This is a genomic window from Novosphingobium sp. BL-S-20, assembly GCF_055521635.1.
This window is the reverse complement of the sequence record NZ_CM145494.1, coordinates 647,263-671,693: the sequence shown is the minus strand read 5'-3', so window position 1 is coordinate 671,693 and position 24,431 is coordinate 647,263. Positions and strand designations below refer to the sequence as shown.

Sequence of the window (24,431 nt, the reverse complement as noted above, 5' to 3'; positions counted from 1 at the left end):
CGCGATCCGGATCTTCAGGCCGGACTCGGCTGCCCCCGATGCGCCCCTCGAAAGGAGCTGCACCGGGGGCGCCTGGGGAAGCGTTATGCGCGCTTAATGGCGGGAGATCTCTTCCTTGATCCTGAGCTTCCGCTTCTTGAGGGCCTGAATCATGGCTGCGTCAGGTATCGGGCGGCTCATCTCGTCATGAAGCTGTCTTTCAATTCCAGCATGCTTGAGCTGCAGAGCGCTGACGTGCGAACTATCCATGGACGGTTCTCCTCTATTTTCGGGGGGTGGGCCGGCCCCCATGCCTGCGACCTCTTTTGGCGACTCGGCATGAGCAATCCGGCGCAAAACGGATGGAACCACATCCGGCCCATCTTGCGAAGACCGCTAATGCTTCATATCGGTGAATCGCGTGTCTGCTGCGTCGAGCAGGGCATGGAAAATTCGCATCCGCAGACTGCCATTCGAGAGTAGGAAATCCCGGCGTGACCGAAGAGGAAATGCGTAAACGCCTAGAAATCCTCAAGATCGAGCATCGCGATCTCGACGCGGCGATCGATGCCCTGGCAACGCCCGGCGCGGGCGACCAGCTGCAGATCGCACGCCTGAAAAAGCGCAAATTGCGGCTGAAGGACCAGATCGCGGTGATTCAGGACTTCCTGATTCCGGATATCATCGCTTAGCAGCTTCCCCCCCTTCCCCTCACACACTCGTCGTCCCCGCGAAGGCGGGAACCCCGCTTGTTCTTCGGACGTAGCGCAGAAACGCAGAAAGAAGCGGGAACCCCGCCTTCGCGGGGGCGACGGTGGGGCAGGCGGAACCTTCTCCCTTGCCCGATTTCGGCTCCCGCTCCGCACTCTAAGTACGGGAAAAACCGTACCGATTGGAGACAAGGGCCGGATTCGTCTCGGAAAATGCCGTTCGGACAGTTGCTCCGGACTCCTTGTTCGGAAATACCGGCAACGCATGCCGAACTCCGCAACCATAAATCCCCGCATCGTCGAGGCGCTCTACTGCGAGGCGCTGCTGCTGGCGGACGAAGTGCGCCATGTCTTCGACCTGCCGGAAGATGCGGGCAAGAACGAGCCGCTGCGCCTGGCGCTGTCGAGCGAGGGCCTGCGCACGACCACGCGGATGATGCATGCGATCGGCTGGCTGCTGAACCACCGCGCCTATTTCATGGGCGAGATCAGCCACTTCCAGCTGCGCCGCAACGGCCGCCTCTCACCCGACCTGCGTCAATCGGAAACGGCGGAACTAGCCCGCCTGAGCCCGGAGATCGCCGATCTGGTCGAGACCACCCAGCGCTTCTATGAAAGGCTGCTGCGGCTCGACAGCCGCTGGCGTCTTTCCGGCGAAGCGCAGCCGAGCGCGATCGAGCGCCTGCGCCAGCGTCTGGAACGACGGCTCGCGAGCTGAGAGACGCTCGACAGGTCCCTCGCCAATGCCCATATCGGCGCCATGGACGCGCTGAACGACATCGCAAGACCTTATGCCGAAGCCGAGCGGATCGCTCCGCTGGTGCGCCGCGTGCTGGCGCGCAACCCTTCGCCTTTCACCTACACCGGCACCCAGACCTATATCGTCGGCGACGGCGCCGAAGTGGCGGTGATCGATCCCGGCCCGGCCGATCCCGAACATATTGATGCGATGCTGGCCGCCGTCGGCAGCGCGAAAGTCGTCGCGATCTGCTGCACTCATACCCACCGCGACCACTCGCCCGCCGCCGCGCCGCTGAAAGCGCTGACCGGCGCGCCGATCGTCGGTTGCGCCCCGCTGACGCTCGACGACGACGGCCCCCGCGCCGATGCCGCCTTCGACCCCGACTACCGCCCCGACCGCGTGCTGGCCGATGGCGAGACGATCTCCGGCGAGGGCTGGACCCTGGAAGCCGTCGCCACGCCGGGTCACACGTCCAACCATGTCTGCTTCGCCCTTACCCAGACCGGCGCGGTGTTCACCGGCGATCACGTCATGGGCTGGTCCACCAGCGTCGTCTCCCCGCCGGACGGGGACATGACCGACTATCTCGCCAGCCTCCAGAAGCTTTACGAGCGCGAGCAGGACAGCGTCTATTTCCCCGCCCACGGCCCGGCGGTGGAGAAGCCGCGCCAGCTGGTGCGCGGGATGATCGGCCATCGCCGCCAGCGCGAGCGGCAGATTCTCCGGCAGATAGAAGGCGGTAACCACACCGTCGCGGCAATGGTGCCGCTGATGTACAAGGGCGTGGACGAACGCCTCTGGCCTGCCGCCGGACGCTCGGTGCTGGCGCATCTGCTCGATCTGGAACGCCGAGGCCTCGTGACCCGCTGCGGCGACATCTGGTCACTCCTCGCAGCCGATGCCTGACCCGCGCCATATTTTCCTTGGGTCTCGCCGCAAGCATCCCTAGATAGGCGCCAAATCCCGGCAGCCGAGCATCGGTAAAACGCCGGAGCGACCAGACAGAGGGATACCATGACCGTAATGCCCGCCGACCTTTCCGGTATCGACGTGCGCGCCGAAATCGAACGGCTGCGCAAGGAACGCAATGCGGTCATCCTGGCGCACTATTACCAGCGCCCCGAGCTTCAGGACCTCGCCGACTTCGTGGGCGACAGCCTCGAACTCAGCCGCAAGGCCGCCGAGACCGATGCCGACGTGATCGCGTTCTGCGGCGTGAAGTTCATGGCCGAAACCGCCAAGATCCTCTCGCCCAACAAGATCGTCGTGCTGCCCGACCTCGAAGCCGGGTGCAGCCTTGAGGACTCCTGCCCGCCGGAGAAGTTCGCCGCCTTCCGCGCCGCGCATCCCGATCACATCGCGCTGACCTACATCAACTGCTCGACCGAGGTGAAGGCGCTGTCCGACATCATCGTCACCAGCTCCAGCGCCGAGACGATCCTCCAGCAGATTCCCGCCGACCAGAAGATCATCTTTGGCCCGGACCGTCACCTCGGCGGCTATCTCAGCCGCAAGTTCAATCGCGAGATGCTGCTCTGGCCGGGCGTCTGCATCGTCCACGAGGCCTTCAGCGAGACCGAACTGCTCAAGCTCAAGGCCCAGCACCCGGCCGCGCCGATCGCCGCGCATCCGGAATGCCCGCCGCACATCGTCGACCACGCGGACTACGTCGGCTCGACCAGCGGCATTCTCCAGTACGCCAAGACCACCGATGCCGACACGCTGATCGTCGCCACCGAGCCGCACATCATCCACCAGATGCAACTGGCGATCCCGGACAAGACCTTCATCGGCGCGCCGGGTGCGGACGGCAACTGCAACTGCAATATCTGCCCCTACATGGCGCTCAACACGCTGGAGAAGCTCTACGTGGCCCTGCGCGATCTGGAGCCGCGCATCGAGATCGACGAGCAGCTTCGCCTCGACGCCAAGAAGAGCCTCGACCGCATGCTGGACATGGCCAGCGGCACCGTCGGCAAGGGCGATCTCGGCAGTCGTTGAGTCAGGGCGGCGTCACCGCGCGCCGCCAAAATCCGCCTAGGGCGCAAACAAACGAAAACCCCCGCAGGGCACAGGGCCTTGCGGGGGTTTTCGTTTGTCCGTCCGGATCGTCCCGGTCAGTCGACCATATCGGCGACAATGCGCCTGAGGTCCTGACGGGAGAGCGCTCCTTCACCGAGGCTCCGCGCGAAAGCGGCGGGCATGGCGGGAAGCGGGAAACGGATCGGGTCGGCGTGGACGCGCTTGAAGGCGTCCGGTCGATGGTAGTTCATGTTATCCTTATAGGCGGCCCGCAGGCCGCACCTTGTTATCTTCTGAAATTGCTGCGCCGCTTCGGCGGACCACCGGTCTGACCGGGCGTACGTTCGCGGAAGACGATCCGGCCCTTGGTCAGGTCGTAAGGCGTCATTTCGACGTGCACGCGGTCACCCACCACCGAGCGGATGCGGAACTTGCGCATCTTGCCTGCGGTATAGGCGATGATCCGGTGCTCGTTGTCGAGCACGACAGCGAAACGTCCGTCGGGAAGGATTTCTTCGATGAAACCCTCCATGGTCAGCAGTTCTTCCTTGGCCAAAGCATCCAGTCCGAAAAAGGGTTGCCCCAACACTGCCGCGCACAAGGCACGTTTAGGCCTTGAGGGCCAGGCAGCTGAAATGGGGAGAAGAGGCTGCCGGTTGCAGCCACGGTTCCCGTCGCAGGCGACGTAGCACCGCCCATATAGGCTATATCGCGAAAAATGCAAGTCCGGCGATTAGGGCCTGGGGGGATTCAGCCCCTGCGGGCCTGCGAACGGCGGCCTTTCGCGCTTCCGGTGCTCACGTACCAAAAGTACGCTGCGCTCCGGGTCACGAAAGTCCACCATTCTCGGCTCCGCCTGGACTGAATCCCAAAGGCCCTAGATGGTGAGTTCCCGCCATTCTCCGGGCGCCAGATCGCCGAGCGACCAGTCCCCGATTCGTTGCCGCACGAGGCGCAGGGTCGGGTGGCCGACCGCGGCGGTCATGCGGCGGACCTGACGGTTACGGCCTTCGGATATCGTCAGCTCGATCCAGCAATCCGCTACGGTCTTGCGGAATCGCACCGGGGGATTGCGGGGCCAGAGCTGCGGGTCCTCGATCCGCCGCGCCGAAGCCGGGCGAGTCGGTCCGTCGTTCAGCACGACGCCCTTGCGCAATGCTTCGAGCGCCGCCTCGTCCGGTTCGCCTTCCACTTGCGCGAGGTAGGTCTTGGCGGTCTTGAAGCGCGGGTCGGAAATCCGCGACTGGAGGCGGCCGTCGTCGGTCAGCAGCAGCAGCCCCTCGCTGTCGCGGTCGAGCCGTCCCGCCGGATAGACGCCGGGCAGATCGATGAAATCCGAGAGCGTCGCGCGCGGCGTGGGCGAACGCGCGTCGGTGAACTGCGAGAGGACATCGTAGGGCTTGTTGAACAGGATGAGGCGCGCCATCCGCCCGCCCTAGCAGCGCGCGGCGGGAGTGTCCCTGCAAAAGGCAGGTTCCACACTAACCCCGTCGTCCCCGCGAAGGCGGGGACCCCGCTTATCTTTGGGTTAGAACGAGAGGTTGAAGAAAGCGGGGCCCCCGCCTGCGCGGGGGCGACGGGGTTTTAGGGCGATCTGTCAGGGCCATCCCGCAATCCCCGGATCAGTGAGCCGCGACCTCCCCCCGCGTCTTCCACAAGGACCAGCCCACGCCGCCCGCGATCAGCGCCAGCGTCACGCCGAGGCTGATAAGCGGCGGGAACTTCGCGCCGCCCAGCACGAAATCGGCCACCAGAATCTTCGCGCCGATGAACACCAGCACCAGCGCCAGCGCGTACTTCAGGTAGTGGAAGCGGTGCACCATCGCCGCCAGCGCGAAGTAGAGCGCGCGCAGGCCGAGGATCGCCATGATGTTCGAGGTATAGACGATGAAGGTGTCGGTGGTGATCGAGAAGATCGCCGGAACCGAGTCCACCGCGAAGACCAGATCGGCAAGGTTGATCACCACCAGTGCCAGGAACAGCGGCGTCGCCGCCCAGACCAGCCTGCCCGCATCGTTACGCTCGCGCACGAAGAAATGCTCGCCGTAATGCGCCTTGGTCACGCGCATGTGGCGCGAAATCCAGCGGATCACCGGGTTGTTGCCGATATCCGGGTCCTGCTCCTTGGCGAAGAGCATCTTCACGCCGGTGAACACCAGGAAAGCGGCGAAGATATACATGACCCAGTGCGCCTGCGACACCAGCGCCACCCCGCCCGCGATCATCAATCCGCGCAGCACGATCACCGCCATGATGCCCCAGAGCAGGGCGCGATACTGGTACTTGGGCGCAATCGCGAAGAAGCCGAAGATCATCGAGATTACGAAGACGTTGTCGATCGAGAGCGCCTTCTCGATGAAGTAGCCGGTGAAGTAGGCGATGCCGTCTTCCGAACCCTTGGCCCACCAGACCCAGCCGCCGAACGCCATGGCGATGGCGATGTAGAACACCGAGAGCTTCAGCGATTCGGCAATGCCCATCTCCCGGTCCTCCTTGTGCAGGAAGCCGAGGTCGAAGGCGGTCAGAACGAAGACGAGGCCGGCAAAGGCCAGCCAGAACCATGCAGGTGTGCCCAGCACGTCAGTGAAGAGAAAATCCACGGGGGTTGCTCCCGAAGCTGGATGAAACAGGAAGCGCCGGCGCGAAAATGGGGGGGAACGCGCCGGCGCAAGGGTTACAGACTGCCTGCAACGGCTGCTGGGGGGGGTAGCAACCGCGCGAGTCTGCCCCTGAACTCCTGTTTCAGTCTCTTCAGCCTTGCGATCTCAAGGGGATCGGCAAAGCGTCTGCCCTGCGCGAGGCGCAGCAGGACGTCGAGCTTCTGGTTTCGCTCGAGCAGGCGGAACATCCGGTCGGTCATAGTCAAATCCCTATCGAACAGTTGGTGGTTCGATCGGATGACCCGGCGCAAGGTTCCTGTTGCCTGAGCTTTTTGGGGCTGAATGGGTCCCCGGAACCTGCATCGGTTTCACCCGATGCGGTCCGACATCACGAGGCGTTCCCCAGAGAAACGCCGCGCCAGAGGGGCCCGGCCCGCAAAGCGCACATAGCCATCGCGCCTGCGTTTTTCAACCCTGCCCCTTTGGCCTGCTTGACCGAATGTGCACTTATGATATTAAGGTGATATCACTTTAAGAGGGGAAACGCGCGATGGCCGATACGCATCTTCCGATCAATTCCAGCCGGGAAACCGAAGCCTCCAGCATGAGCGGCTACCTCATGCTGCTGGTCTTCCTCGGCGTGCTCGCCGCGATCGTCATGGGCGTGGTGACGCTGGCCAGCGGCGAACCCTCCCCTTCCACCGTGCTCGGCTTCCTGGTCTTCATCGTCCCCGCCATTATCGCCCAGGTGCTGATCGCCTCGGGCTTCTACATGATCCAGCCGAACCAGGCAGCGGCGGTGACCCTGTTCGGCTCCTATCGCGGCACCGACCGCGTCGCCGGGCTGCGCTGGGTCTGGCCGTGGATGGCCAAGCGCAAGATCTCGGTGCGCGCCAACAACGTTGTGTCGGAGAAGCTCAAGGTGAACGACTTGCGCGGCAATCCGATCGAGATCGCCACCAATGTCGTCTGGCGCGTCGCCGATACCGCGCAGGCGCTCTACGACGTAGACGACTACAAGGCCTTCGTGAACGTGCAGATCGAGGCCGCCGTGCGCTCGATCGGCTCGCGCTATGCCTATGACGATGTGGAAGATGCCGAAATCACCCTGCGCGGCAGCCACGAGCAGGTGAACGCCGAACTGCGCACCGAACTGATCGAGCGCCTGCGCGTGGCGGGTATCACCGTGGACGAATGCGGCCTCACCCATCTCGCCTATGCGCCGGAAATCGCCGGGGCCATGCTGCGCCGCCAGCAGGCCGAAGCCGTGATCGGCGCCCGCCGCAAGCTGGTGGAAGGCGCGGTCTCGATGGTCGAGATGGCGCTGGCGCAGCTCTCGGAAAAGAACGTGGTCGAGCTCGACGACGAGCGCCGTGCGGCGATGGTCTCGAACCTGATGGTCGTGCTCTGCGGCGAGCGCGACACCCAGCCGGTCGTCAACACCGGCACGCTCTACCAGTAGGATCGCGGGCGGATGGCGAGTCCGGGCAAGAAGGCCTTTGCCCTGCGGCTGGACCCGGCGCTGCACGAAGCGCTGGAACGCTGCGCCGCGGCCGACTTCCGCTCGGTCAATGCCCAGGTCGAAGTGCTGCTGCGCGAGGCGCTAGCCCGGCGCGGTGTGAAAGTGGAAGCCAGCCCCCCGGCCCGCCGGGGCCGCCCGCCTACCGCGCCCGACAGTCCGGAGAACGAGGCATGATGCCCGAACCACACAGCGACACCGCCTGGTTCGCCGCCCGCCGTTTCGGCCTTGGCGTCGGCTTGCCGATCGCCTGGCAGGGCTGGCTGCTGCTCGGGTCCTATCTCGCCGCGCTCGCGGGCATCAAGTGGCTCGATCATGCCGCCTGGTCTGGCGGCAAGCCCTTCGGCTTCGCGCTGTTCCTGCCCCTTACGGCGATCTTTCTGGTGATCGCGAAGAGGCGCACCGCACGCAAAACAGGTCCTGCCGAGATCGCCCTCAAGGATGAAGTCCACATGCCCCAGGAAGACACCCTGTTCGTCTGCTATCGCAGCGGCTGGAAATTCAATTGCCAGCCGCGCGGCCGGGCCGGATGGCTGGCCCTTGTGGGCTGGACGCTTCCGTTCCTGCCCTTGAGCCTCGGACTGGCATGGCTGCTGCTGCGCTTCCCGGAAAATGTGACGGCCATCGTCGTTGCCTTCACGCTGATCGTGGCGGTGTGGACCGCCGTCATGATGATCTGGGTCGTCAGCCACAGCGAGGTGGTGGACCTCAAGGCGGAGCCGAAACCGGAACGCCGCCACCGGAAGGATCGCCCTTGACGCAAAAGCTCTGTCCCGCCGTGGGACGCGGCAAAAGGCGGTGCAGCGTTCCGCTCCGCAGGCGCTAGACCGGTGCCATGAACCGCTCGACCCGACTCGCTCTCGCCTGCGGCCTTCCGCTGCTCGCCGCCGTTCCCGCCGCCACCTCGTTCGGCCAGTCGGAGAATGCCGCGCCCTACACCGTGGTCGAGACCGGGCGCAGCTTCACTCGCCTGCAGGATGCGGTGGACGCCATCGGCGAGGGCAACGGCACGATCCGCTTCGCCTCGCTGCGCTTCTCCGACTGCGCGGTGCAGAGCAAGGGCGAGATCACTTATCAGGCCGAGGTCCCCGGCCAGTCGGTGCTCGACGGCAAGGCCTGCGAGGACAAGGCGGCGCTGGTCCTGCGCGGGCGCGGCGCCCGGATCGAGGGGCTGGCCTTCGCCAATATCCGCGTGCCCGACAAGAACGGCGCAGGCGTGCGGCTGGAGCACGGCAACCTCTCGGTCTCGCAGGCCTGGTTCCGCGACAGCGAGCAGGGCCTGCTCAGCGGCGAGGACCCGCAGGGCACGATCCTGATCGACAAGTCCACCTTCACCCGCCTCGGCACTTGCGAGGGATCGGGCTGTGCGCATTCGCTCTATATCGGCAACTACGGCGCGCTGACGGTAACCCGTAGCCGCTTCGAGGCAGGCACCGGCGGCCACTACGTGAAGAGCCGCGCGGCGCGGGTCGAAGTGCTGAACTCCAGCTTCGACGATTCCGCCGGGCGCAGCACCAACTACATGATCGACCTGCCCGAAGGCGCCACCGGGCGCATCGCCGGTAACTGGTTCGTGCAGGGCCGCGACAAGGAGAACTACTCCGCCTTCATCGCCGTCGCCGCCGAGCACCGCAGCCACCCTTCGGCAGGCCTGATCGTGGAGGACAACAATGCCCGCTTCGCCCCCGGTATCGACCGCCACAGCGCCTTCGTGGCCGACTGGTCCGGAGAGCCGCTGAAGCTGAGCGACAACGCGCTGGGAACCGGATTGGCCGCTTTCGAGAAGCGCTGAGCGCCTTACTTCAAAGAATATGCCCGGTGCGGTCGCGCTTGGTTTCGAGATAGCGGGCATTGTGCGGGTTGGGCGGCAACTGGTGCGGCACCCGCTCGACCACGTCGACACCCACGCCTTCGAGCGCGGCGACTTTGGCCGGGTTGTTGGTCATCAGCCGGATCGCTCCGACCCCCAGCAGATCGAGCATCCGCGCCGCCACCGGGAAGTCGCGCGCTTCGGTCGGCAGGCCGAGACGGTTGTTGGCATCCACCGTGTCGTAGCCGAGGTCCTGAAGGCTGTAGGCCCGCAACTTGTTGACGAGACCGATGCCGCGCCCTTCCTGCCTCAGGTAGAGCAGCACGCCCCAGCCGCCGGTCTTCGCCTCATCGGCCATGGCCCGCAGCGCCGCATCGAGTTGCGGGCCGCAGTCGCACTTCAAGCTGCCGAGAATATCGCCGGTCAGGCATTCCGAGTGGAGCCGCACCAGCGGCGCCCGGTCGCCGTCCTGCTCGCCGATGACCAGCGCGACATGTTCGCGAAGATCATCCAGCGAACGGAAGGCGACGATCTCCGCCTCCTCGCAAGCCGCCACCGGCAGGCGCGCGCGCGAGGCGATGACGATGCGGCCGGTGTCCTTCCATTCCGCCAGATCGGCGGGCGAGACGGACTGCGCCTCGCCATCAAGGTCGGGCGCTACGAGGAAAGCAGGCAGGATACCGGCGAGCCGCGCCAGTTCCATCGCCGTGCGAGCGAGATCGATGTCCTCGATATGCTCGGCTGCGAACGGGCCTTTCATCGGGTGCGCCAGATCGAGCGCCGGGTCCGCGACGGCGCGGGCGGTTTCGAGATCGAACGGCTCGGCCGCGCGAATCAGCACGGGCGCCTCGGGAACGGCGGCCTCGCGCTGGTTGGCGAGCTTGAGCGTCACCGCCCGTGCCGCCGAGATCAGCATCCGGGGCGCGGTGACGCCGGGCGCGAAGCCGGTCTCGGCCGGGAGCAGAACGACACCCTCCCCCATCCGCACCGGCCAGCCATGGCGCAGCGCGTCCAGCGCCAGCGCGACGCGGCGTGCCCCGGCGGCGGGCAATTCAGTGCTCAGAGTTCGAACTCCGTGACGAGCGGAATGTGATCGCTCGGCTGTTCCCAGCGGCGGGTCTCCTCGACGAAGCTGTGCGCGCGCGCCTGCTTCGCGAGATCGGGCGAGGCCCACATGTGGTCGAGGCGGCGGCCCTGGTCCTTCTGGCGCCAGTAGCTGCGGTAGGACCACCAGGAATAGTTGCGCTCCGGCGCGGGGATAAACTCGCGGCCGAGATCGACCCAGCCGTGCGCATCCTTGAAGCGGGTCAGCGTCTCGACCTCGATCGGCGTGTGGCTGACGACCTTGAGCAGGGCCTTGTGGTTGTAGACGTCCGATTCGAGCGGGGCGATGTTGAAATCGCCGACGATCAGGGTGGGCCGGTCGATCTTGTCGGCCCAGCGCGTCATGCGTTCGAGGAAGTCCAGCTTCTGGCCGAACTTCAGGTTCACCTCGCGGTCGGCGATATCGCCGCCTGCGGGGATATAGACGTTCTCCAGGATCATGCCCTGCCCGGCGCCTTGCAGTTCCACGCCGACGTGGCGGGCCTCGCCGTTGTCCTGCCAGTCATGGCGGCTGAACTCGGTGAACGGCACACGGCTGACGGTGGCGACGCCGTGGTAGCCCTTCTGCCCGTGGATCGCCCGGTGGGTATAGCCGAGTCGCTCGAACATATCGTGCGGGAAGAGGTGCTCGGCGACCTTGATCTCCTGGAGGCAGAGCACGTCAGGCGACTGCTCGGTCAGGAAACGCTCGACCTGGTCGATGCGAAGGCGGACAGAATTGATGTTCCAGGTGGCGATCTTCATGCCGCAGGCAATAGGGATGCCCTTTGCGAATTTCCAGAGGTGGCGGTGAAAACAGGCTTGGGCGAAAACTGCCCGTGCCCCTCCACCACGCTTCGCGTGGTCCCCCTCCCCCAAGGGGGAGAAAGGCGCTCTTTTTCGGGCCTGTGGTTTGGTCCAGGTCGGAGCGAGAATGGTGCCGGTCGAGAACCGGAGCGGAGCGGCCTTCTGGCCGTGAGCACCGGAAGCGCAGACCGGTGCCGTTCGCAGCCCGGCATGGGCCAAACCACAGGCCCGAAAAAACAAAAACCCTCGGTCCGGGGGCAGAGGACCGAGGGTTCATGTAAGCGTTCGTCACGCTAAATCAGAGGACCCTTGTGGAGGCGTGGGCAACAGGGGGGAAACCCGCCTCGAGCCGCTCTGACCATCTCAATGTAGGTGCTCTTGGCTTGCTGGCAAGTGAACGGAATTCAGAAAAGTGTCGCATTCCGTCGCAACCAGCGGGCAACTCGCGACCAGGCGGTGCGCCTTATCGACGAGTGCGGGGCCGCGGGTCGTTCCAGCGGAAATCGTTGTCCGTCACCGGAACGCCGTAGCGCTGATTCGACAGCGCGATCGTCGTGCGCTTGTTCTGCGAATCGAGCGAGACCCAGTAGCTCAGCTCAAGCCCGCCCGGCGCCGAGGCCTTGCGGGTGAAAATCAGGGTGATGACGCCGTACTCGGGGTGCGAGCGGTCGCGGACCTCGATGCTGACGACGTTGGGATTGCCGGTCTGCTTGACGGTACCGAACTTCGCCACGTCGCGCTTGGGATCGAGCAATGCGCCGAGCGGGCTGTTGCTGATCGGCCAGCGTTGCACCTGCCGCACCGAGTAGTCGATCATGGTCAGCGCCTTGCCGTCGCTGACGATCAGCATCTGGGCACTCTTCTCGTACTGGAAGCGGATCTTGCCGGGACGCATCAGCGTCAGTTCGCCGGTCAGGCTCTGGCCGTTGCGGTCGGTCTGGACGAAGCTGGCCTTCATTGTCGAGATTGCACGAAGCGCCTCGACGGCCTGGTTCAGCTGCGCCGCGTCGGCAGACGGGGCCGCAAGCGCGGACGTTGCCGGAAGGAGGGCAGGAACGCAAAGCGCGGCCAAAGCGGCCGCGCTTACGCAAGAGCGAAAGATCTTGAAGGTGCGGTTCATGATGCTCCCATTGGGTTTGCAGGCTTGAACCGCCCCTTAATCGCAAAGTTCCCTAAGGGAACCTTACTTGATCTTGGCTTCCTTGAAGTCGACGTGCTTGCGCACGACCGGGTCGTACTTGCGGAAGGTCATCTTCTCGGTCGTGTTGCGCGGGTTCTTCTTGGTGACGTAGAAGAAGCCGGTGTCGGCGGTCGAGACAAGACGGATCTTGACGGTTGCGGGCTTCGCCATGGCGGTTTCCTGTATCTCTCGTTTCAGCCGCCCTGGCCGGCCGGCGTTCCGTTGAAAAATTTCAGGGCGGCAATCGAGCGCCGCCCCTCAAGGTTGCGGCCCATGCGATAGTGACGGCCCAAAGTCAAGCGTAAGAGTCTTTTCCACTGGGCTCTCGCCCAGGCAAAACGGCCATCCGGCCGTTTTGTGCGGCACCGACCCACGCCCCCACCCGACCTCCCATCAAGGATACACGGAGTGGGAGGTCGGGTGGGGGTGTGGGCCGGTGCAGCAAGCCATTCGCGGATGCGAATGGCGCACTCAACTAAGACTCGTCGAAGGAGTCGATGGGCTTCAGAACGCCGAATTTCTCGTTGTACGGCGCGTGATTCAGCTTCGGCATCTTGATCGTCTGCGGCTCTACCTTGGTGTCCGGCAGGCGGTCCAGCAGATCGCGGACCAATGTGAGCCGGCCGATTCGCTGGTCGTTGAAGTCCACCACCGTCCACGGCGCGTGCTTCTTGTGCGTGGCCTTGAGCATGACCTCGCGCGCCTTGGTATAGTCCTCGTAGCGCTCGCGCGCGGCAACGTCGATCGGCGAGAGCTTCCAGCGCTTGAGCGGATCGTCGAGTCGCTCGTGCAGCCGTTCCTCCTGCTTCTCCTGGTCGCAGGCGAGCCAGTACTTGAACAGCAGGATGCCGTCATCGACGAGCATGCGCTCGAACACCGGGACCTGCTGGAGGAAGCGCTTCACTTCCGATCCGGTCGCGAAGCCCATGACTTTCTCGACCCCGGCGCGGTTGTACCAGCTGCGGTCGAACAGCACGATCTCGCCGCGGGTCGGCAGGTGCTCGACATAGCGCTGGAAGTACCACTGGCCCTGCTCGCGCTCGCTGGGCGCGGTCAGCGCGACGGTGCGGCACTGGCGGGGATTGAGCTGGCCGCCGACGGCCTTGATCGCCCCGCCCTTCCCCGCCGTGTCCCGTCCCTCGAACAGGACGACGATGCGGGCGCCGGTGGAGGAAGCCCAGCGGGCCATGCCCACGAGTTCCTCCTGCATCGGCTCCAGCAGCTTTTCGTAGTCTTTACGGCCGAGCTTCTTGTGATCGTTCTCGGCCATGGTTCAAATCCCTGATCAGACCCGCGAAAGCAGGAAGAGTGCAAGAGCGCCCGCAACGATACGATACCAGGCGAAAGGTGCAAAGCCCGAGCGGCTGACGAAGGCCATGAAGGCCTTGATGACGACCAGCGCCACCACGAACGAGACGACGAAGCCGATCCCGATCTCGCCCCAGCCCACCGGGCCGGCGCCTGCCATCAGTTCCTCGTGATGCTTGAACAGTTCCAGCGTCGTCGCGCCGATCATCGTCGGCACGGCCAGGAAGAAGCTGAATTCGGCCGCCGTGCGGCGCTCGACACCCATCGACAGTGCGCCCATGATCGTCGCGCCGGACCGGCTGACGCCCGGGACCATCGCCAGGCACTGCGCCAGGCCGACGCCGATGCACTTGACGGCGGGCAGTTCGGAAACGCCGGTAAGCGGGCCGGGCTTCGCCACTTTCTCGATCCCGAGGATGGCGATGCCGCCGATGATCAGCGCCCAGGCGACCACCGCGGGTTCGCCCAGCAGGCCCTCGATGTAATTGTTGAACAGCAGGCCCAGCACGGCCGAGGGAATGAACGCCAGCAGCACGTTGCGCAGGAACCGGATCGAGGTGGGATTGAGCTGAAGCAGCCCCATTCCGACCGCCCAGAACGTGCGCCAGAACTGCACGATCACCGCCAGGATCGCGCCCAGCTGGATGACGATGTTGAAAGTGGCCCACTGGCTCGAATCGTACCCGAACAGGCGGGTGGCGAGGATGAGATGTCCTGTCGAGGAGACGGGCAGGAATTCGGTGAGGCCCTCGACTATGCCGAGGAGGATCGCGGTAAGGGTCAAGCTCATAGGCAGCAGGTCATGCCGGACGCATCGGTCAAGTCAACCCGCCGGGAGAAGCTGCGGACCCTATAGTCGTTCAGAAAGTACAGTTGGGCGCGTTTTGGATCAAAAAGGGGTTTCGGGAAAGTCAGGGGCCCGGTCCATGCCGGACCGAGCCCCCTGTTTTTAAGCGTTTTCTTACCGTTTTCTTACCAGATCCGCACGCGCTCGGCGGGCGGGAGGTACAGGGCGTCTCCGGGCTTCACATCGAAGGCCTTGTACCATTCGTCGAAGTTACGGACGATGCCGTTGATGCGGTAATGCGCGGGCGAGTGCGGGTCGGTGATGAGCTGCTGGCGCACCGATTCCTCGCGGTACTTGCTGCGCCAGACTTGCGCCCAGGCCATGAAGAAGCGCTGGTCGCCGGTCAGGCCGTCGATCACCGGGGCTTCCTTGCCGTTCAGCGAGAGCTTGTAGGCGCGGTAGGCCAGGCTGAGGCCGCCGAGGTCGCCGATGTTCTCGCCCATGGTCAGCTTGCCGTTGACGCAGGTCTTGCCGTCATCGAACGGGCAGAAGCTGTTGTACTGGGCTTCCAGACGGTCCTGGAGCTTCTGGAAGTTGGCCTTGTCCGTCGCGCTCCACCAGTCGCGCAAGTTTCCGGTGCCGTCCGACTTGGCGCCCTGGTCGTCGAAGCCGTGGCCCATCTCGTGGCCGATCACCGCGCCGATGCCGCCATAGTTGACCGCCGGATCGGCCGAAACATTGAAGAACGGCGGCTGGAGGATGGCGGCCGGGAAGACGATCTCGTTGAAGGGCGGGTTGTAGTAGGCGTTGACCGTCTCGGGCAGCATGAACCATTCGGTCTTGTCGACCGGCTGGCCGATGCGCTTCATCTGGTCGTCGTTCTCCCACGAACCGGCGGCAATCGCGTTGCCGAGCGGGTCGGTGGCCGAGAAGGTCAGGCCTTCATATTCCTTGTACTTCGCCGGGGCGCCGATCTTGGGATTGAAGGCATCGAGCTTGGCCTGGGCTTCCTTGCGGGTTTCCGGGCCCATCCAGGCCAGGTCCTTGAGGTTGACCGCCATGGCCTTGCGCAAGTTGGCGACGAGGTCGGTCATCGCTGCCTTGGCCTCGGGCGGATAGTACTTCTCAGCATAGATCTTGCCGACCAGTTCACCGGCCATGCCCTCGACCGCCGCAACGCCGCGCTTCCAGCGGGCGCGCTGCTCCGGCTGACCGCTCATGACCTTGCCGTAGAAGGCGAAAGTGGCATCGTCGATGTCGCTGGGCAGCACGGCGGCATTGCCGCGCAGGAAGTGCGCCGCGAGCCAGGCCTGCCAGGTGGCGACCGGCACGTCCGAGACGAGCTTGGCCACGGCGGGAACGCCGCCGCCGAACAGGGTCTGCGCCTTGGCGGGATCGATGCGCGCGGCCTTCAGCTCTTCCGGCGTCGGCGGCATCTCGGTGGCGAGCACGTAGCCCGCCTTGCCCGCGCCCATCGTGTCCATGAACGTGCGCAGCAGGCCCGGCGCGCCAAGACCCTCGAATTCGGCCAGGGTCAGCTTGTTGTAGGTGAGGTCCGGATCGCGGCTGGCGGCGCGGTCCCAGTCGGCCTGGGCGATGCGGGTTTCCAGCGCCACGACCGACTTGGCGGCGGTCGCCGGATCGGCATAACCCGCCTTGCCGAGCAGGAAGGTCAGGTAGTCGGTATACTTGGCGCGCAGGTCCTGCGAACGCTGGTCGTTCTTCAGGTAGTAGTCGCGGTCGGGCAGCCCGAGGCCACCGACACCGACCTGGAAAGCATTGATGTCGCTCTGCTTCTCGTCCGGACCGACATAGGCACCGATCGGCGAGGCGAAGCCGGGCGAGGCGAAGATCTTCATCAGATCGTCGGGCGTCTTGGCCGCGAAGATGCGCTCAAGATAGGGCTGCGCCGGGGCCAGACCGGCCTTGTTGATCGCGTCGACATCCATGAAGGCTGCATAGGCCGCCTCGACGCGGGCGGCATCGCTGCCGGGCGCGGGCTTGGAGGCGATCAGCTCGTCCATGATGGCGTGGACGCGCTGTTCCGAAAGGTCGCGCAGGGCAGTGAACGAACCCCAGTTGGTGCGGTCGGCCGGGAGCACGACGGCGGCTTCCCACTTGCCGTTCACGAACTTGTCGAAGTCGGCGCCGGGCTTGGCGGCCTTGTCCTGCCACTGCGTCTGGATGCCGGACTTGCCCCAGTCCAGCTTCGCCGGGTCGATCTGCATCGGGTCCGAAGAGGCAGGCGTTTCGGCCATGGCCGGTACGGCGGAAAAGCTGAGTGCGGTAGCGAGCGCCGTCGAAGCGAGCACCCGGCCGAGAATGCGGGTCATGGTCCCACCTTTCTGAATTGCATGACACGAACGGTCTGGCGACGAACCGCAACGGCCCGTCGATAGGAGCGCAACATAATTGCCATATTCGGCAACGCCAGTCCCGAAATGTCGTTCGTCGGCCCCGGTCAGACGTTCGTCGAACGGGTGAAGGCGGCAACAGCATCGGCATCGAACTGCAACGATGCCAGCCGCGCATAGAGGCCGCCCGCCCGGCTCAGGCTCTCGTGCGTGCCCTGTTCCGCGATGCGGCCGCCGTCCATCACCACGATCCGGTCCGCCTTGCGCACGGTGGCGAGACGGTGCGCGATCACCAGCGTCGTGCGGTTCTCCATCAGGTGTTCGAGCGCGTCCTGCACCAGCCGCTCGCTTTCGGCATCGAGCGCGCTGGTCGCCTCGTCCAGCAGCAGGATCGGGGCATCGCGCAGCAGCGCGCGGGCGATGGCGATACGCTGGCGCTGGCCGCCGGACAGGCGCGCGCCGTCCTCGCCCAGGAAAGTGTCGAGGCCCTGCGGCAGTTCGCGCAGGAACCCTTCGGCATTGGCGGCGCGGGCAGCCTGCCAGATCGCCGCGTCGTCCGCGTTCTGGTTGCCGTAGCGCAAGTTGTCGCGCGCGGAAGCGGCGAAGAGCACGCCTTCCTGCGGCACCAGCGCGATGCGGCGGCGGATTTCGGAAGGGTCGGCGGACGTCAGCGGCACGCCGTCGATCTTGATGGCGCCGCTCTGGGGATCGTAGAATCGCTCGGCCAGCTGGAACAACGTGGACTTGCCCGCCCCCGAAGGCCCGACGATCGCCACCGTCTCGCCCGGCTCGACCGAGAGGCTGAAATCGTGAAGCGCCGCCAGTTCGGGGCGTGAGGGATAGCGGAAAGTCACCCGCTCGAAGGCCAGCTTGCCGCGTCCCGGCGAAGGCAGGGCGAGCGGACGCGCCGGAGCGGTGATCGTCGGGTGCTCGCTCAGCAGCTCGGCCAGACGGCTGGCGGCACCAGCACCGCGCACGAGATCGCCGTAAACTTCGGTCAGCGAGCCGAAAGCGCCCGCAACGATGCCCGCCGTCACCACGAACGCCGCGATCGTGCCGCCGGTAATCGTCCCTTCGGCCACGCCGATCGCGCCGCGCCACATGATGACGGTGATCGAGGCGAAGATCAGGAACATGATCACCGCAGTCATCACCGCGCGCAGGGCGATACGGCGCTTGCCGGTCTCGAACGTGCGCTCGACCGCGCCGGAGAAGCGCTCCAGTTCGCGGCCTTCCTGGTTGAAGGCCTGGACCACGCGCAAGGCGCCGAAGACCTCGCTGGTGGTGGCGCCGATGTCGGCCACGCGGTCCTGGCTCTGGCGGGCGACGGCGCGCAAGCGGCGGCCGAAGGCGGCGATCGGCAGGATCACCACCGGAATCGCGACGACAAGACCCAGCGTCAGCGTCGGCGCCAGCACGAAGAGATAGGCCACCCCGCCCACCGCCATGATCGCATTGCGCAGCGCGACCGAAACCGTGGTGCCCACCACCGTCTCGATGATGGCGGTATCCGCCGTCATGCGCGAGGCGATTTCCTTGGGGCTGTTTTCCTCGAAGAAGCTGGGCGACAGCGTCAGCAGGTGGCGCTGCACGCGCAGACGCACGTCGGCGACGACGCGCTCGCCCAGCCACGAGACGCTGTAGAAACGGATCGCCGTCGCCACCGAAAGCACGGTGACGACACCCAGCAGCATCACGAACCACCAGCGGATCGCCGCAGGATCGGCGCCCTGGGCAAAGCCCTGATCGACGATCTGGCGGAAACCGTAGGGAATCGCGAGCGTCGAAGTCGCCGTCGTCAGCAGTGCCAGACCGGCCACGGCCATGCGTCCGGGGTAGTTGAACAACTCCCGCCAGACCATGCGCAGCGCGCCCAGATTCTTCCCGCGACCACTTTTCCCGCGACTCTGGCCCCGCGAAGCCGCGGATTCCTTGCCACCGTCGAAGCTGGCGGCGTTCTCGTTCTCGGGCAGACCTGCCTGCCCTGCGTTGGCGTCCATGGGCGCGGCCTTATCCTGTCCCCGGCTCAAGGAAAAGATATATGAAAAGGGCCTTTCCGATCAAAGTCTTCGCTCCAGGCGATCACCGAAACCGGGTTTACCGCATTGCGCAGGCAACGATTCGGTCCCAAATGGCCTTTATACCTAGCGAGGACGGCCTGGTCGCATTGCCGTTCGGGAGATGCATCTTGCTTTACAACGCCTACGAATTGCAGCGCACCATGCTGAGCGGCGCCGCCGCCTGGGCCTCGGTGGGTTCCGAACTTCTCAGCAATCCCGCCCTTCCCATGGGTTATTTCGGCTTCGGTCCGGTCATGGCATCGGCGCTTGACGTCTTCGCCCATGCCGCTGCGCCGCGCGGCAAGCCCGCTTTCGACATCGAGACCGTCACCACCGGCGGCAAGACTTACGACATCACCGAATCGATCGTGCTGCGCCGTCCGTTCGGCGACCTGATCCGCTTCACGCATCCCGGCCTTGCCAAGGATGCGCCCAAGCTGCTGGTCGTCGCGCCGATGAGCGGCCACTTCGCCACCCTGCTGCGCGGCACCGTCGCACGCATGCTGGAAAGCTGCGAAGTCTACATCACCGACTGGGCCGACGCGAAGCTGGTGCCCGCCGACGCCGGCCGCTTCGATCTTGACGACTATATCGACTACGTGATCGGCTTCCTGGAGCATATCGGCCCCGGCGCGCACATGCTGGCGGTCTGCCAGCCCTCGGTCCCGGCTTTCGCGGCTGCGGCGATCATGGGCAAGCAGCGGCACCCCTGCCGCCCGGCGACGCTGACCATGATGGGCGGCCCGGTGGATACCCGCGAGGCGCCCACCAGCGTCAACGATGTGGCCATGCAGCAGCCGCTCTCGTGGTTCGAGAACAACGTCATCGCCACCGTTCCGATCACGTATCCGGGCGCCGGTCGCAAGGTCTATCCGGGCTTCCTCCAGCTCGCGGGCTTCATGGCGATGAACCTCGGCAACCACATGATGAGCCACTACGGCATGTTCAAGCACCTCGTCGAAGGCGACGGCGAAGGCGCGGCGGCCACCAAGGCCTTCTATGACGAGTACCGCTCGGTCTGCGACATGACCGCGGACTACTATCTCCAGACCATCGAGCACGTGTTCCAGAAGCACTCGCTGCCCAAGGGCGAGTTCGTCCATCGCGGCGAGCGCATCGATCCTTCCGCGATTCTCGACACCGCCCTGCTCGCGGTCGAGGGTGAGCGCGACGACATTTCCGGCATCGGCCAGACCAAGGCCGCGCTCAAGCTCGCCACCCACCTGCCGGACAGCAAGAAGAAGTATCTGCTCGCCGAAAACGTCGGGCATTACGGCATCTTCAACGGCAGCAAGTGGCGCACCCGCATCGCCCCGGTGCTGGAAGACTGGATGCGCCAGCACGCCCGCAAGCCGCTGGAAGTCGCGGCCTGACGATTCCCCTGGCCCGGCGCGCGCATTTTGTCGCCGCCGGGCCAAGTCTGCGAATCGGCCAGCCCCCGCGTGGGTCGGTAAAGCGGTTAACCTTTGCGACAACCTGCCCTGCAGGCGGGAACCCGGCATCGATCGGACTGGAAAGTCCCGCGCATTCAGGTTAACGTGCCGGTATGGAACAGACGTTGGGTCGACGCGCTGTCCTCATGGGCGGACTGGCGGCGGGCGCAAGCCTGGCATTGCCGTCGCGCGTGCTGGCAGCAGAAAACACCGCAGGAACGGCGACGGGACAGATCGGTCCTGCCGGGCTGCCCGCTCTCGGCGGCGGGATGAACGGGGGCATGAGCACGCTGGACGCGGTGCCAAGCGCCCTCACCCCCTATCAGCGCCGCATTCTCGATGTCGCCTCGCGGCAAGTGCAGCGCGTGCGCGGGCAGATCTGGCGCACCGACCTCGTCGGCATCGCCGATTTCGCCCAGCCCTCGTGGAAACCGCGCCTCCACTTCGCCAATATCGAGGCAGGCACGGTGCGCTCGTTCCTGCTCGCCCACGGGCGCGGCTCGGACCCGGCGCACAGCGGCTGGCTGCAGAGCTTTTCCAACCTGCCCGGATCGGAAGCCACTTCGCGCGGGGCCTTCCTGACCTGCGAATGGTACTCGGGCAAGTACGGCACCTCGATCCGCCTCAAGGGGCTGGACAACGACAATTCGATGGCGCTCGAACGCGCGATCGTGATGCACCCGGCGTGGTACGTCGATGCCGCGATGATCCAGAAGTGGGGCAAGCTCGGCCGCAGCGAAGGCTGCTTCGCAATGAGCAACACCGACTTCAACGAGGCGCTCTGGCACCTTTCAGGCGGGCGCCTGCTGTTCGCCGACCGTATCGGGGAATATTGAATCCGGTTCATCACCGTATACTGAAATCCGCCGTACCCAAGCCTTCCCCGGCGGTTTATAGCCCGCTGAGGCGGGGTAGTGCGGATCGATCATGAACGGAATTGAAGATACCGACTGGCCGCTGTTCGGCTGGATCGACGATATCCGCGGCCCTCTGGCGCAAGCGCTGGAAAGCGACCGCCCCGCTGCGCTCGCTACACTCTACCGGGTCGAAGGCAGCGCGCCGCGCGGCCCCGGCGCGCAGATGCTGTTCGTCGCGCCCGGCCATGATGATGAAAATAACGGCGAGAATGGCGGGGAGATCGCCGCCAGCGGCTATTTCTCCGGAGACTGCATCGAAGGCGACGTGGCGAGCCATGCCATGCAGGTCCTGGCGGACGGCCGCCCGCGCCGCCTCCATTACGGCAGCGGCAGTCCATGGATCGACATCCGCCTGCGCTGCGGCGGCGCCCTCCATGTCCTGGTCGAGCGGGTCGAAGCGGACAGTGCGGCAGCGACCGAGCTGCTGCGCCACTCCGCAGCGCGCCGCGCCTGCCGCTGGCACAGTGACGGTACCGCGCAGCACGTCACTGCCGACGATGGCCCCTTGCTCGACCTCTCCGAAGCGCCCTTCTCGATCGCCCGCCGCTTCGACCCGCCCCGCCGCCTGATCGTCTCCGGCGGCGATCCGGGTGCCCTGGCCGCCGCCCGGCTGGCCGCCCTCTCGCAGTTCGAGACGATCCTGCTGCGTCCGGACGGCCCGATGGAGCCGCCCCCCTTTCCCGTCTCTCGCTACATGCGCAGCGATCCCGCAACCGCCTTAGCAGAGCTGGGGGTGGACCGCTGGACCGCCTATCTCGGCGCCACGCACGAGGATCACCACGATCTCGGCGGCTGCCTCGCCGCCCTGCGCGGCGGGGCGGGCTATGTCGGCATGATCGGCGCGAAGTCACGCGCGGCGGCGCGGCGCGGCGCGCTCGAACATGCCGGAGCGACCCCAGAGGAACTGGCCCGGCTCCATCTCTCGCCGGGAGTGGCGGGGCTGGGCAAGTCGCCCTGGGAAGTCGCCACGGGCATCATCGCCGAGATCATGCAGGCGCTGAACCCGGCGCGCGAGCGGGCATGACTTTCGCCGCCATCGTCCTCGCAGCGGGCGCCTCGCGGCGGTTCGGCGGCGACAAGCTCTCGGCCCCGCTGGACGGCGAGCCGCTGCTGTTCCACGCGATCCGCGCCGCCCGCGCCGCGCCGGTTTCGCGCGTGCTCGTGGTGGCGCGAGAGGGTCTCGACTGCGGAACATGGCCGGACAGCCCGCCGGTGGAAGTGCTGCGCATCGCCAGCGAGGCGCTGTCGGAATCGCTAAAAGCCGGGATCGCCGCGCTGCACGATGCGCAAGGCGTCTTCGTGTTCCTCGGCGACATGCCTCACGTCCCGCACGACATGGCCGCGCGCCTCGCAGCCGGGATAGGCGACGGTAGCGCCGCCCTGCCCCGCCACGACGGCAGACCGGGGCATCCGGTGCTGCTGTCCTCGCGCCTCTACCCCGAGATCGCGCGGCTCTCCGGCGACGAAGGCGCGGGACGCCTGCTGCGCGGATGCGGGGATGTGGCCTTCGTCGAGACCGACGATCCGGCGATCCACCTCGACATCGATCGCCCGCAGGACCTTGCCGCCCTGCGCAGCCGATAATCCGCGCCGAACCGTCAGGCGCTGCCGGTCTGGCTCGACAGCAAGGCCGGATCGATCCCTTCGGCCCGCCAGGTCGCGGTCCAGCGGTCGTCTACCGCCGTGTCGAACAGGATTTCCGGATGCGGGTCCGCCGCATACCAGCCGTGCTGCCGCATCTCGCCTTCGAGCTGCCCCGGTGCCCAGCCCGCATAACCCAGCGACATCAGCCAGCGCTTCGGCCCACGCCCTTCGGCAATCGCCCGCAGCACGTCCATCGAGGCGGAAAGCGAACAGAGCGGATGGACCTCGATCGTGTCGCTACCGCCCCAGTCGGTGGAGTGGAGCACGAAACCGCGCCCTGGCTCGACCGGACCGCCCTCATGGACTTCGCAATTCGGCGCGACACCGGGGTCGATGCCCAGTTCTTCAAGGATTTCGTGGAAGCGCACGCCGTCGCGCAGCCGGCCGATGCCGATGCCCAGCGCGCCGTTCTCGTCATGGACGCACAGGACGCTCACGCTGTGGTCGAAGCGGGGATCGAACATGCCCGGCATTGCCAGTAGGAGCCGTCCGGATAAGTATTGTTTCTCGGTCACATCCCAAGTGTAAGAGTGCCTCGGGAAAATGCCCATAGGGCATTTTCATAGCGGCACCGGCCCTCTCCCCCACCCGACCTCCCATCTAGGATACACTGAATGGGAGGTCGGGTGGGGGAGAGGGCCGGTGCCGCCAAAATCCGCCCGCGGCGGATTTTCAAACAAACTCCAAGCCCTTCGCGGGGGACGGCAAGCGGGTTGCGCTTTCCCGATACGCTGCCGGGCTCTATGCCCTCCCGGAATCAGGGAAGGAAAATCGCTCGTGAGCCTGCTGTTCGAACTGCCGGAAACCCCCTCCGTCCCCGTGCTGGGCGAGGAAGGCCGCTATCCCGTGCGCCGCATCTTCTGCGTCGGCCGCAACTACGCCGCCCATGCGCGCGAACTCGGCAACGCGGTGGACCGCGAGGCGCCGATCTGGTTCACCAAGGCCCCGGCAGCGCTTTGTCCTTCCGGCAGCGCGATCACCTATCCGCCGGGCACGCAGGACTGCCACTACGAAATGGAACTTGTCGTCGCGCTGGGCGGCCACGGCTTCGAGATCGCCCCCGAGCAGGCGATGGACCTCGTCTACGGCTATGCCTGCGGTCTGGACATGACCCGGCGCGACCTCCAGAACGCCGCCAAGGCCAAGGGCTATCCCTGGGACACCGGCAAGGACTTCGAGAACGGCGCCGTGATCGCCCCGATCACTCCCGCCGAGGTGTTCGGCGTTCCCGGCGAGCAGCGCATCACCTTCGCGAAGAACGGCGAGACGAAACAGGACGCACCGCTCTCCGAGATGATCTGGAGCCTGCCCGAGCTGATCGCCGACCTTTCCCGCCTCTATCACCTCGCCCCCGGCGACCTCATCTATACCGGCACCCCCGCGGGCGTCGGCCCCGTTACCCCCGGCGACCGGCTGGAAGGCCGCGTCGAAGGGCTGGAACCCGTAACTCTGGAAATCGAAGCTCCCTGACCTGAC

General features: G+C 65.7%; 28 protein-coding genes. 13 read left to right on the top strand and 15 right to left on the bottom strand.

Going from position 1 to position 24,431, the window contains the following annotated elements; all coding sequences use genetic code 11:
• Positions 1-93 precede the first annotated feature (93 nt).
• The gene (locus ACZ1II_RS10875; RefSeq protein ID WP_465146446.1) at positions 94-249 is read right to left on the bottom strand and encodes a YdcH family protein; all 156 of its coding nucleotides are present in this window, start codon (positions 247-249) and stop codon (positions 94-96) included.
• Positions 250-473: 224 nt separating this feature from the next.
• On the opposite strand from ACZ1II_RS10875, the gene ACZ1II_RS10870 reads away from it, so the two are divergent.
• The 4 genes from ACZ1II_RS10870 (at position 474) to nadA (ending at position 3,432) form a co-directional block, all read left to right on the top strand.
• Positions 474-671: a YdcH family protein gene (locus ACZ1II_RS10870; protein WP_465146445.1), complete on the top strand. Its 198-nt coding sequence runs from the start codon at positions 474-476 to the stop codon at positions 669-671.
• 283 nt (positions 672-954) lie between these two features.
• Positions 955-1,407 carry a DUF1465 family protein gene (locus ACZ1II_RS10865; protein WP_465146444.1) on the top strand — a complete coding sequence of 151 codons (453 nt, stop codon included), beginning with the start codon at positions 955-957 and terminating at the stop codon, positions 1,405-1,407.
• A 42-nt stretch (positions 1,408-1,449) separates the two neighbouring features.
• Positions 1,450-2,337, top strand: a complete 888-nt coding sequence (locus ACZ1II_RS10860) for an MBL fold metallo-hydrolase (RefSeq protein ID WP_465146443.1) — start codon at positions 1,450-1,452, stop codon at positions 2,335-2,337.
• Between the two features lie 108 nt (positions 2,338-2,445).
• Positions 2,446-3,432 carry a quinolinate synthase NadA gene (gene nadA, locus ACZ1II_RS10855; RefSeq protein ID WP_465146442.1) on the top strand — a complete coding sequence of 329 codons (987 nt, stop codon included), beginning with the start codon at positions 2,446-2,448 and terminating at the stop codon, positions 3,430-3,432.
• Between the two features lie 116 nt (positions 3,433-3,548).
• Here nadA and ACZ1II_RS10850 read toward each other — a convergent pair whose 3' ends face one another.
• The 5 genes from ACZ1II_RS10850 to ACZ1II_RS10830 all read right to left on the bottom strand — a co-directional run bounded on the left by ACZ1II_RS10850 (position 3,549) and on the right by ACZ1II_RS10830 (position 6,313).
• Positions 3,549-3,704 carry a hypothetical protein gene (locus ACZ1II_RS10850; RefSeq protein ID WP_465146441.1) on the bottom strand — a complete coding sequence of 52 codons (156 nt, stop codon included), beginning with the start codon at positions 3,702-3,704 and terminating at the stop codon, positions 3,549-3,551.
• A gap of 35 nt (positions 3,705-3,739) precedes the next feature.
• Entirely contained in the window at positions 3,740-4,009 is a 270-nt protein-coding gene (gene infA / locus ACZ1II_RS10845) for a translation initiation factor IF-1 (protein ID WP_334181947.1), read from the bottom strand.
• Between the two features lie 321 nt (positions 4,010-4,330).
• On the bottom strand, positions 4,331-4,879 hold the full coding sequence (locus ACZ1II_RS10840; protein WP_465146440.1) for a pseudouridine synthase: 549 nt from the start codon (positions 4,877-4,879) through the stop codon (positions 4,331-4,333).
• Between the two features lie 196 nt (positions 4,880-5,075).
• The gene (locus ACZ1II_RS10835) at positions 5,076-6,053 is read right to left on the bottom strand and encodes a TerC family protein (RefSeq protein ID WP_465146439.1); all 978 of its coding nucleotides are present in this window, start codon (positions 6,051-6,053) and stop codon (positions 5,076-5,078) included.
• A 74-nt stretch (positions 6,054-6,127) separates the two neighbouring features.
• Complete coding sequence (locus tag ACZ1II_RS10830; RefSeq protein WP_465146438.1) at positions 6,128-6,313, bottom strand: DUF465 domain-containing protein; 186 nt, start codon at positions 6,311-6,313, stop codon at positions 6,128-6,130.
• 290 nt (positions 6,314-6,603) lie between these two features.
• On the opposite strand from ACZ1II_RS10830, the gene ACZ1II_RS10825 reads away from it, so the two are divergent.
• The 4 genes from ACZ1II_RS10825 to ACZ1II_RS10810 all read left to right on the top strand — a co-directional run bounded on the left by ACZ1II_RS10825 (position 6,604) and on the right by ACZ1II_RS10810 (position 9,364).
• Positions 6,604-7,515, top strand: coding sequence for an SPFH domain-containing protein (locus ACZ1II_RS10825; protein WP_465146437.1), 912 nt, complete (start codon positions 6,604-6,606; stop codon positions 7,513-7,515).
• A gap of 12 nt (positions 7,516-7,527) precedes the next feature.
• Positions 7,528-7,749 carry a type II toxin-antitoxin system antitoxin gene (locus tag ACZ1II_RS10820; RefSeq protein ID WP_465146436.1) on the top strand — a complete coding sequence of 74 codons (222 nt, stop codon included), beginning with the start codon at positions 7,528-7,530 and terminating at the stop codon, positions 7,747-7,749.
• Complete coding sequence (locus tag ACZ1II_RS10815; RefSeq protein ID WP_465146435.1) at positions 7,746-8,330, top strand: hypothetical protein; 585 nt, start codon at positions 7,746-7,748, stop codon at positions 8,328-8,330. The genes ACZ1II_RS10820 and ACZ1II_RS10815 overlap by 4 nt, the downstream gene beginning before the upstream one ends.
• A 77-nt stretch (positions 8,331-8,407) precedes the next feature.
• A complete protein-coding gene (locus ACZ1II_RS10810; protein WP_465146434.1) occupies positions 8,408-9,364 on the top strand; it encodes an SH2 domain-containing protein in 957 nt (318 codons plus the stop codon).
• A gap of 10 nt (positions 9,365-9,374) precedes the next feature.
• On the opposite strand, the gene ribA is transcribed toward ACZ1II_RS10810, so the two are convergent.
• The 8 genes from ribA to ACZ1II_RS10770 form a co-directional block, all read right to left on the bottom strand.
• Entirely contained in the window at positions 9,375-10,493 is a 1,119-nt protein-coding gene (gene ribA, locus ACZ1II_RS10805; RefSeq protein WP_465147281.1) for a GTP cyclohydrolase II, read from the bottom strand.
• Positions 10,442-11,230: an exodeoxyribonuclease III gene (xth, locus tag ACZ1II_RS10800; protein ID WP_465146433.1), complete on the bottom strand. Its 789-nt coding sequence runs from the start codon at positions 11,228-11,230 to the stop codon at positions 10,442-10,444. Before xth ends, ribA begins: the two co-directional genes overlap by 52 nt.
• A gap of 505 nt (positions 11,231-11,735) precedes the next feature.
• Positions 11,736-12,392 carry a LolA family protein gene (locus tag ACZ1II_RS10795; protein WP_465146432.1) on the bottom strand — a complete coding sequence of 219 codons (657 nt, stop codon included), beginning with the start codon at positions 12,390-12,392 and terminating at the stop codon, positions 11,736-11,738.
• Positions 12,393-12,455: 63 nt separating this feature from the next.
• Entirely contained in the window at positions 12,456-12,623 is a 168-nt protein-coding gene (rpmG, locus tag ACZ1II_RS10790) for a 50S ribosomal protein L33 (protein WP_021232219.1), read from the bottom strand.
• Between the two features lie 304 nt (positions 12,624-12,927).
• On the bottom strand, positions 12,928-13,722 hold the full coding sequence (ppk2, locus tag ACZ1II_RS10785) for a polyphosphate kinase 2 (protein ID WP_465146431.1): 795 nt from the start codon (positions 13,720-13,722) through the stop codon (positions 12,928-12,930).
• Between the two features lie 15 nt (positions 13,723-13,737).
• Positions 13,738-14,550, bottom strand: a complete 813-nt coding sequence (locus ACZ1II_RS10780) for an undecaprenyl-diphosphate phosphatase (RefSeq protein WP_465146430.1) — start codon at positions 14,548-14,550, stop codon at positions 13,738-13,740.
• 182 nt (positions 14,551-14,732) lie between these two features.
• Positions 14,733-16,805 carry a M13 family metallopeptidase gene (locus ACZ1II_RS10775; protein ID WP_465147280.1) on the bottom strand — a complete coding sequence of 691 codons (2,073 nt, stop codon included), beginning with the start codon at positions 16,803-16,805 and terminating at the stop codon, positions 14,733-14,735.
• Between the two features lie 203 nt (positions 16,806-17,008).
• The gene (locus ACZ1II_RS10770) at positions 17,009-18,901 is read right to left on the bottom strand and encodes an ABC transporter transmembrane domain-containing protein (protein ID WP_465146429.1); all 1,893 of its coding nucleotides are present in this window, start codon (positions 18,899-18,901) and stop codon (positions 17,009-17,011) included.
• 188 nt (positions 18,902-19,089) lie between these two features.
• On the opposite strand from ACZ1II_RS10770, the gene ACZ1II_RS10765 reads away from it, so the two are divergent.
• The 4 genes from ACZ1II_RS10765 (at position 19,090) to ACZ1II_RS10750 (ending at position 22,895) form a co-directional block, all read left to right on the top strand.
• Positions 19,090-20,334 carry a polyhydroxyalkanoate depolymerase gene (locus tag ACZ1II_RS10765; RefSeq protein ID WP_465146428.1) on the top strand — a complete coding sequence of 415 codons (1,245 nt, stop codon included), beginning with the start codon at positions 19,090-19,092 and terminating at the stop codon, positions 20,332-20,334.
• Between the two features lie 173 nt (positions 20,335-20,507).
• Entirely contained in the window at positions 20,508-21,230 is a 723-nt protein-coding gene (locus ACZ1II_RS10760) for a murein L,D-transpeptidase catalytic domain-containing protein (protein ID WP_465146427.1), read from the top strand.
• Positions 21,231-21,321: 91 nt separating this feature from the next.
• On the top strand, positions 21,322-22,335 hold the full coding sequence (locus ACZ1II_RS10755; protein WP_465146426.1) for an XdhC family protein: 1,014 nt from the start codon (positions 21,322-21,324) through the stop codon (positions 22,333-22,335).
• Entirely contained in the window at positions 22,332-22,895 is a 564-nt protein-coding gene (locus tag ACZ1II_RS10750; RefSeq protein WP_465146425.1) for a nucleotidyltransferase family protein, read from the top strand. The genes ACZ1II_RS10755 and ACZ1II_RS10750 overlap by 4 nt, the downstream gene beginning before the upstream one ends.
• 14 nt (positions 22,896-22,909) lie before the next feature.
• Here the strand turns inward: ACZ1II_RS10750 and ACZ1II_RS10745 are convergent, their stop codons facing one another.
• Positions 22,910-23,419, bottom strand: coding sequence for a YqgE/AlgH family protein (locus ACZ1II_RS10745; RefSeq protein WP_465146424.1), 510 nt, complete (start codon positions 23,417-23,419; stop codon positions 22,910-22,912).
• A gap of 313 nt (positions 23,420-23,732) precedes the next feature.
• Between ACZ1II_RS10745 and ACZ1II_RS10740 the strand changes: the two genes are divergently transcribed.
• Entirely contained in the window at positions 23,733-24,425 is a 693-nt protein-coding gene (locus tag ACZ1II_RS10740) for a fumarylacetoacetate hydrolase family protein (RefSeq protein ID WP_465146423.1), read from the top strand.
• The last annotated feature ends 6 nt before the right edge of the window (positions 24,426-24,431 follow it).

What these genes read in the sequence shown, in the direction of transcription:
- rpmG (WP_021232219.1), bottom strand. Translation starts at nt 12,623, where the DNA reads ATGGCGAAGCCCGCAACCGTCAAGATCCGTCTTGTCTCGACCGCCGAC.
- ACZ1II_RS10760 (WP_465146427.1), top strand. Translation starts at nt 20,508, where the DNA reads ATGGAACAGACGTTGGGTCGACGCGCTGTCCTCATGGGCGGACTGGCG.
- ACZ1II_RS10750 (WP_465146425.1), top strand. Translation starts at nt 22,332, where the DNA reads ATGACTTTCGCCGCCATCGTCCTCGCAGCGGGCGCCTCGCGGCGGTTC.
- ACZ1II_RS10815 (WP_465146435.1), top strand. Translation starts at nt 7,746, where the DNA reads ATGATGCCCGAACCACACAGCGACACCGCCTGGTTCGCCGCCCGCCGT.
- ACZ1II_RS10745 (WP_465146424.1), bottom strand. Translation starts at nt 23,419, where the DNA reads ATGTTCGATCCCCGCTTCGACCACAGCGTGAGCGTCCTGTGCGTCCAT.
- nadA (WP_465146442.1), top strand. Translation starts at nt 2,446, where the DNA reads ATGACCGTAATGCCCGCCGACCTTTCCGGTATCGACGTGCGCGCCGAA.
- ACZ1II_RS10795 (WP_465146432.1), bottom strand. Translation starts at nt 12,392, where the DNA reads ATGAACCGCACCTTCAAGATCTTTCGCTCTTGCGTAAGCGCGGCCGCT.
- ACZ1II_RS10850 (WP_465146441.1), bottom strand. Translation starts at nt 3,704, where the DNA reads ATGAACTACCATCGACCGGACGCCTTCAAGCGCGTCCACGCCGACCCG.
- ACZ1II_RS10820 (WP_465146436.1), top strand. Translation starts at nt 7,528, where the DNA reads ATGGCGAGTCCGGGCAAGAAGGCCTTTGCCCTGCGGCTGGACCCGGCG.
- ACZ1II_RS10810 (WP_465146434.1), top strand. Translation starts at nt 8,408, where the DNA reads ATGAACCGCTCGACCCGACTCGCTCTCGCCTGCGGCCTTCCGCTGCTC.
- ACZ1II_RS10875 (WP_465146446.1), bottom strand. Translation starts at nt 249, where the DNA reads ATGGATAGTTCGCACGTCAGCGCTCTGCAGCTCAAGCATGCTGGAATT.
- ACZ1II_RS10755 (WP_465146426.1), top strand. Translation starts at nt 21,322, where the DNA reads ATGAACGGAATTGAAGATACCGACTGGCCGCTGTTCGGCTGGATCGAC.
- ACZ1II_RS10860 (WP_465146443.1), top strand. Translation starts at nt 1,450, where the DNA reads ATGGACGCGCTGAACGACATCGCAAGACCTTATGCCGAAGCCGAGCGG.
- ACZ1II_RS10825 (WP_465146437.1), top strand. Translation starts at nt 6,604, where the DNA reads ATGGCCGATACGCATCTTCCGATCAATTCCAGCCGGGAAACCGAAGCC.
- ACZ1II_RS10780 (WP_465146430.1), bottom strand. Translation starts at nt 14,550, where the DNA reads ATGAGCTTGACCCTTACCGCGATCCTCCTCGGCATAGTCGAGGGCCTC.
- ACZ1II_RS10865 (WP_465146444.1), top strand. Translation starts at nt 955, where the DNA reads ATGCCGAACTCCGCAACCATAAATCCCCGCATCGTCGAGGCGCTCTAC.
- ppk2 (WP_465146431.1), bottom strand. Translation starts at nt 13,722, where the DNA reads ATGGCCGAGAACGATCACAAGAAGCTCGGCCGTAAAGACTACGAAAAG.
- ACZ1II_RS10775 (WP_465147280.1), bottom strand. Translation starts at nt 16,805, where the DNA reads ATGGCCGAAACGCCTGCCTCTTCGGACCCGATGCAGATCGACCCGGCG.
- ACZ1II_RS10770 (WP_465146429.1), bottom strand. Translation starts at nt 18,901, where the DNA reads ATGGACGCCAACGCAGGGCAGGCAGGTCTGCCCGAGAACGAGAACGCC.
- ACZ1II_RS10840 (WP_465146440.1), bottom strand. Translation starts at nt 4,879, where the DNA reads ATGGCGCGCCTCATCCTGTTCAACAAGCCCTACGATGTCCTCTCGCAG.
- xth (WP_465146433.1), bottom strand. Translation starts at nt 11,230, where the DNA reads ATGAAGATCGCCACCTGGAACATCAATTCTGTCCGCCTTCGCATCGAC.
- ACZ1II_RS10830 (WP_465146438.1), bottom strand. Translation starts at nt 6,313, where the DNA reads ATGACCGACCGGATGTTCCGCCTGCTCGAGCGAAACCAGAAGCTCGAC.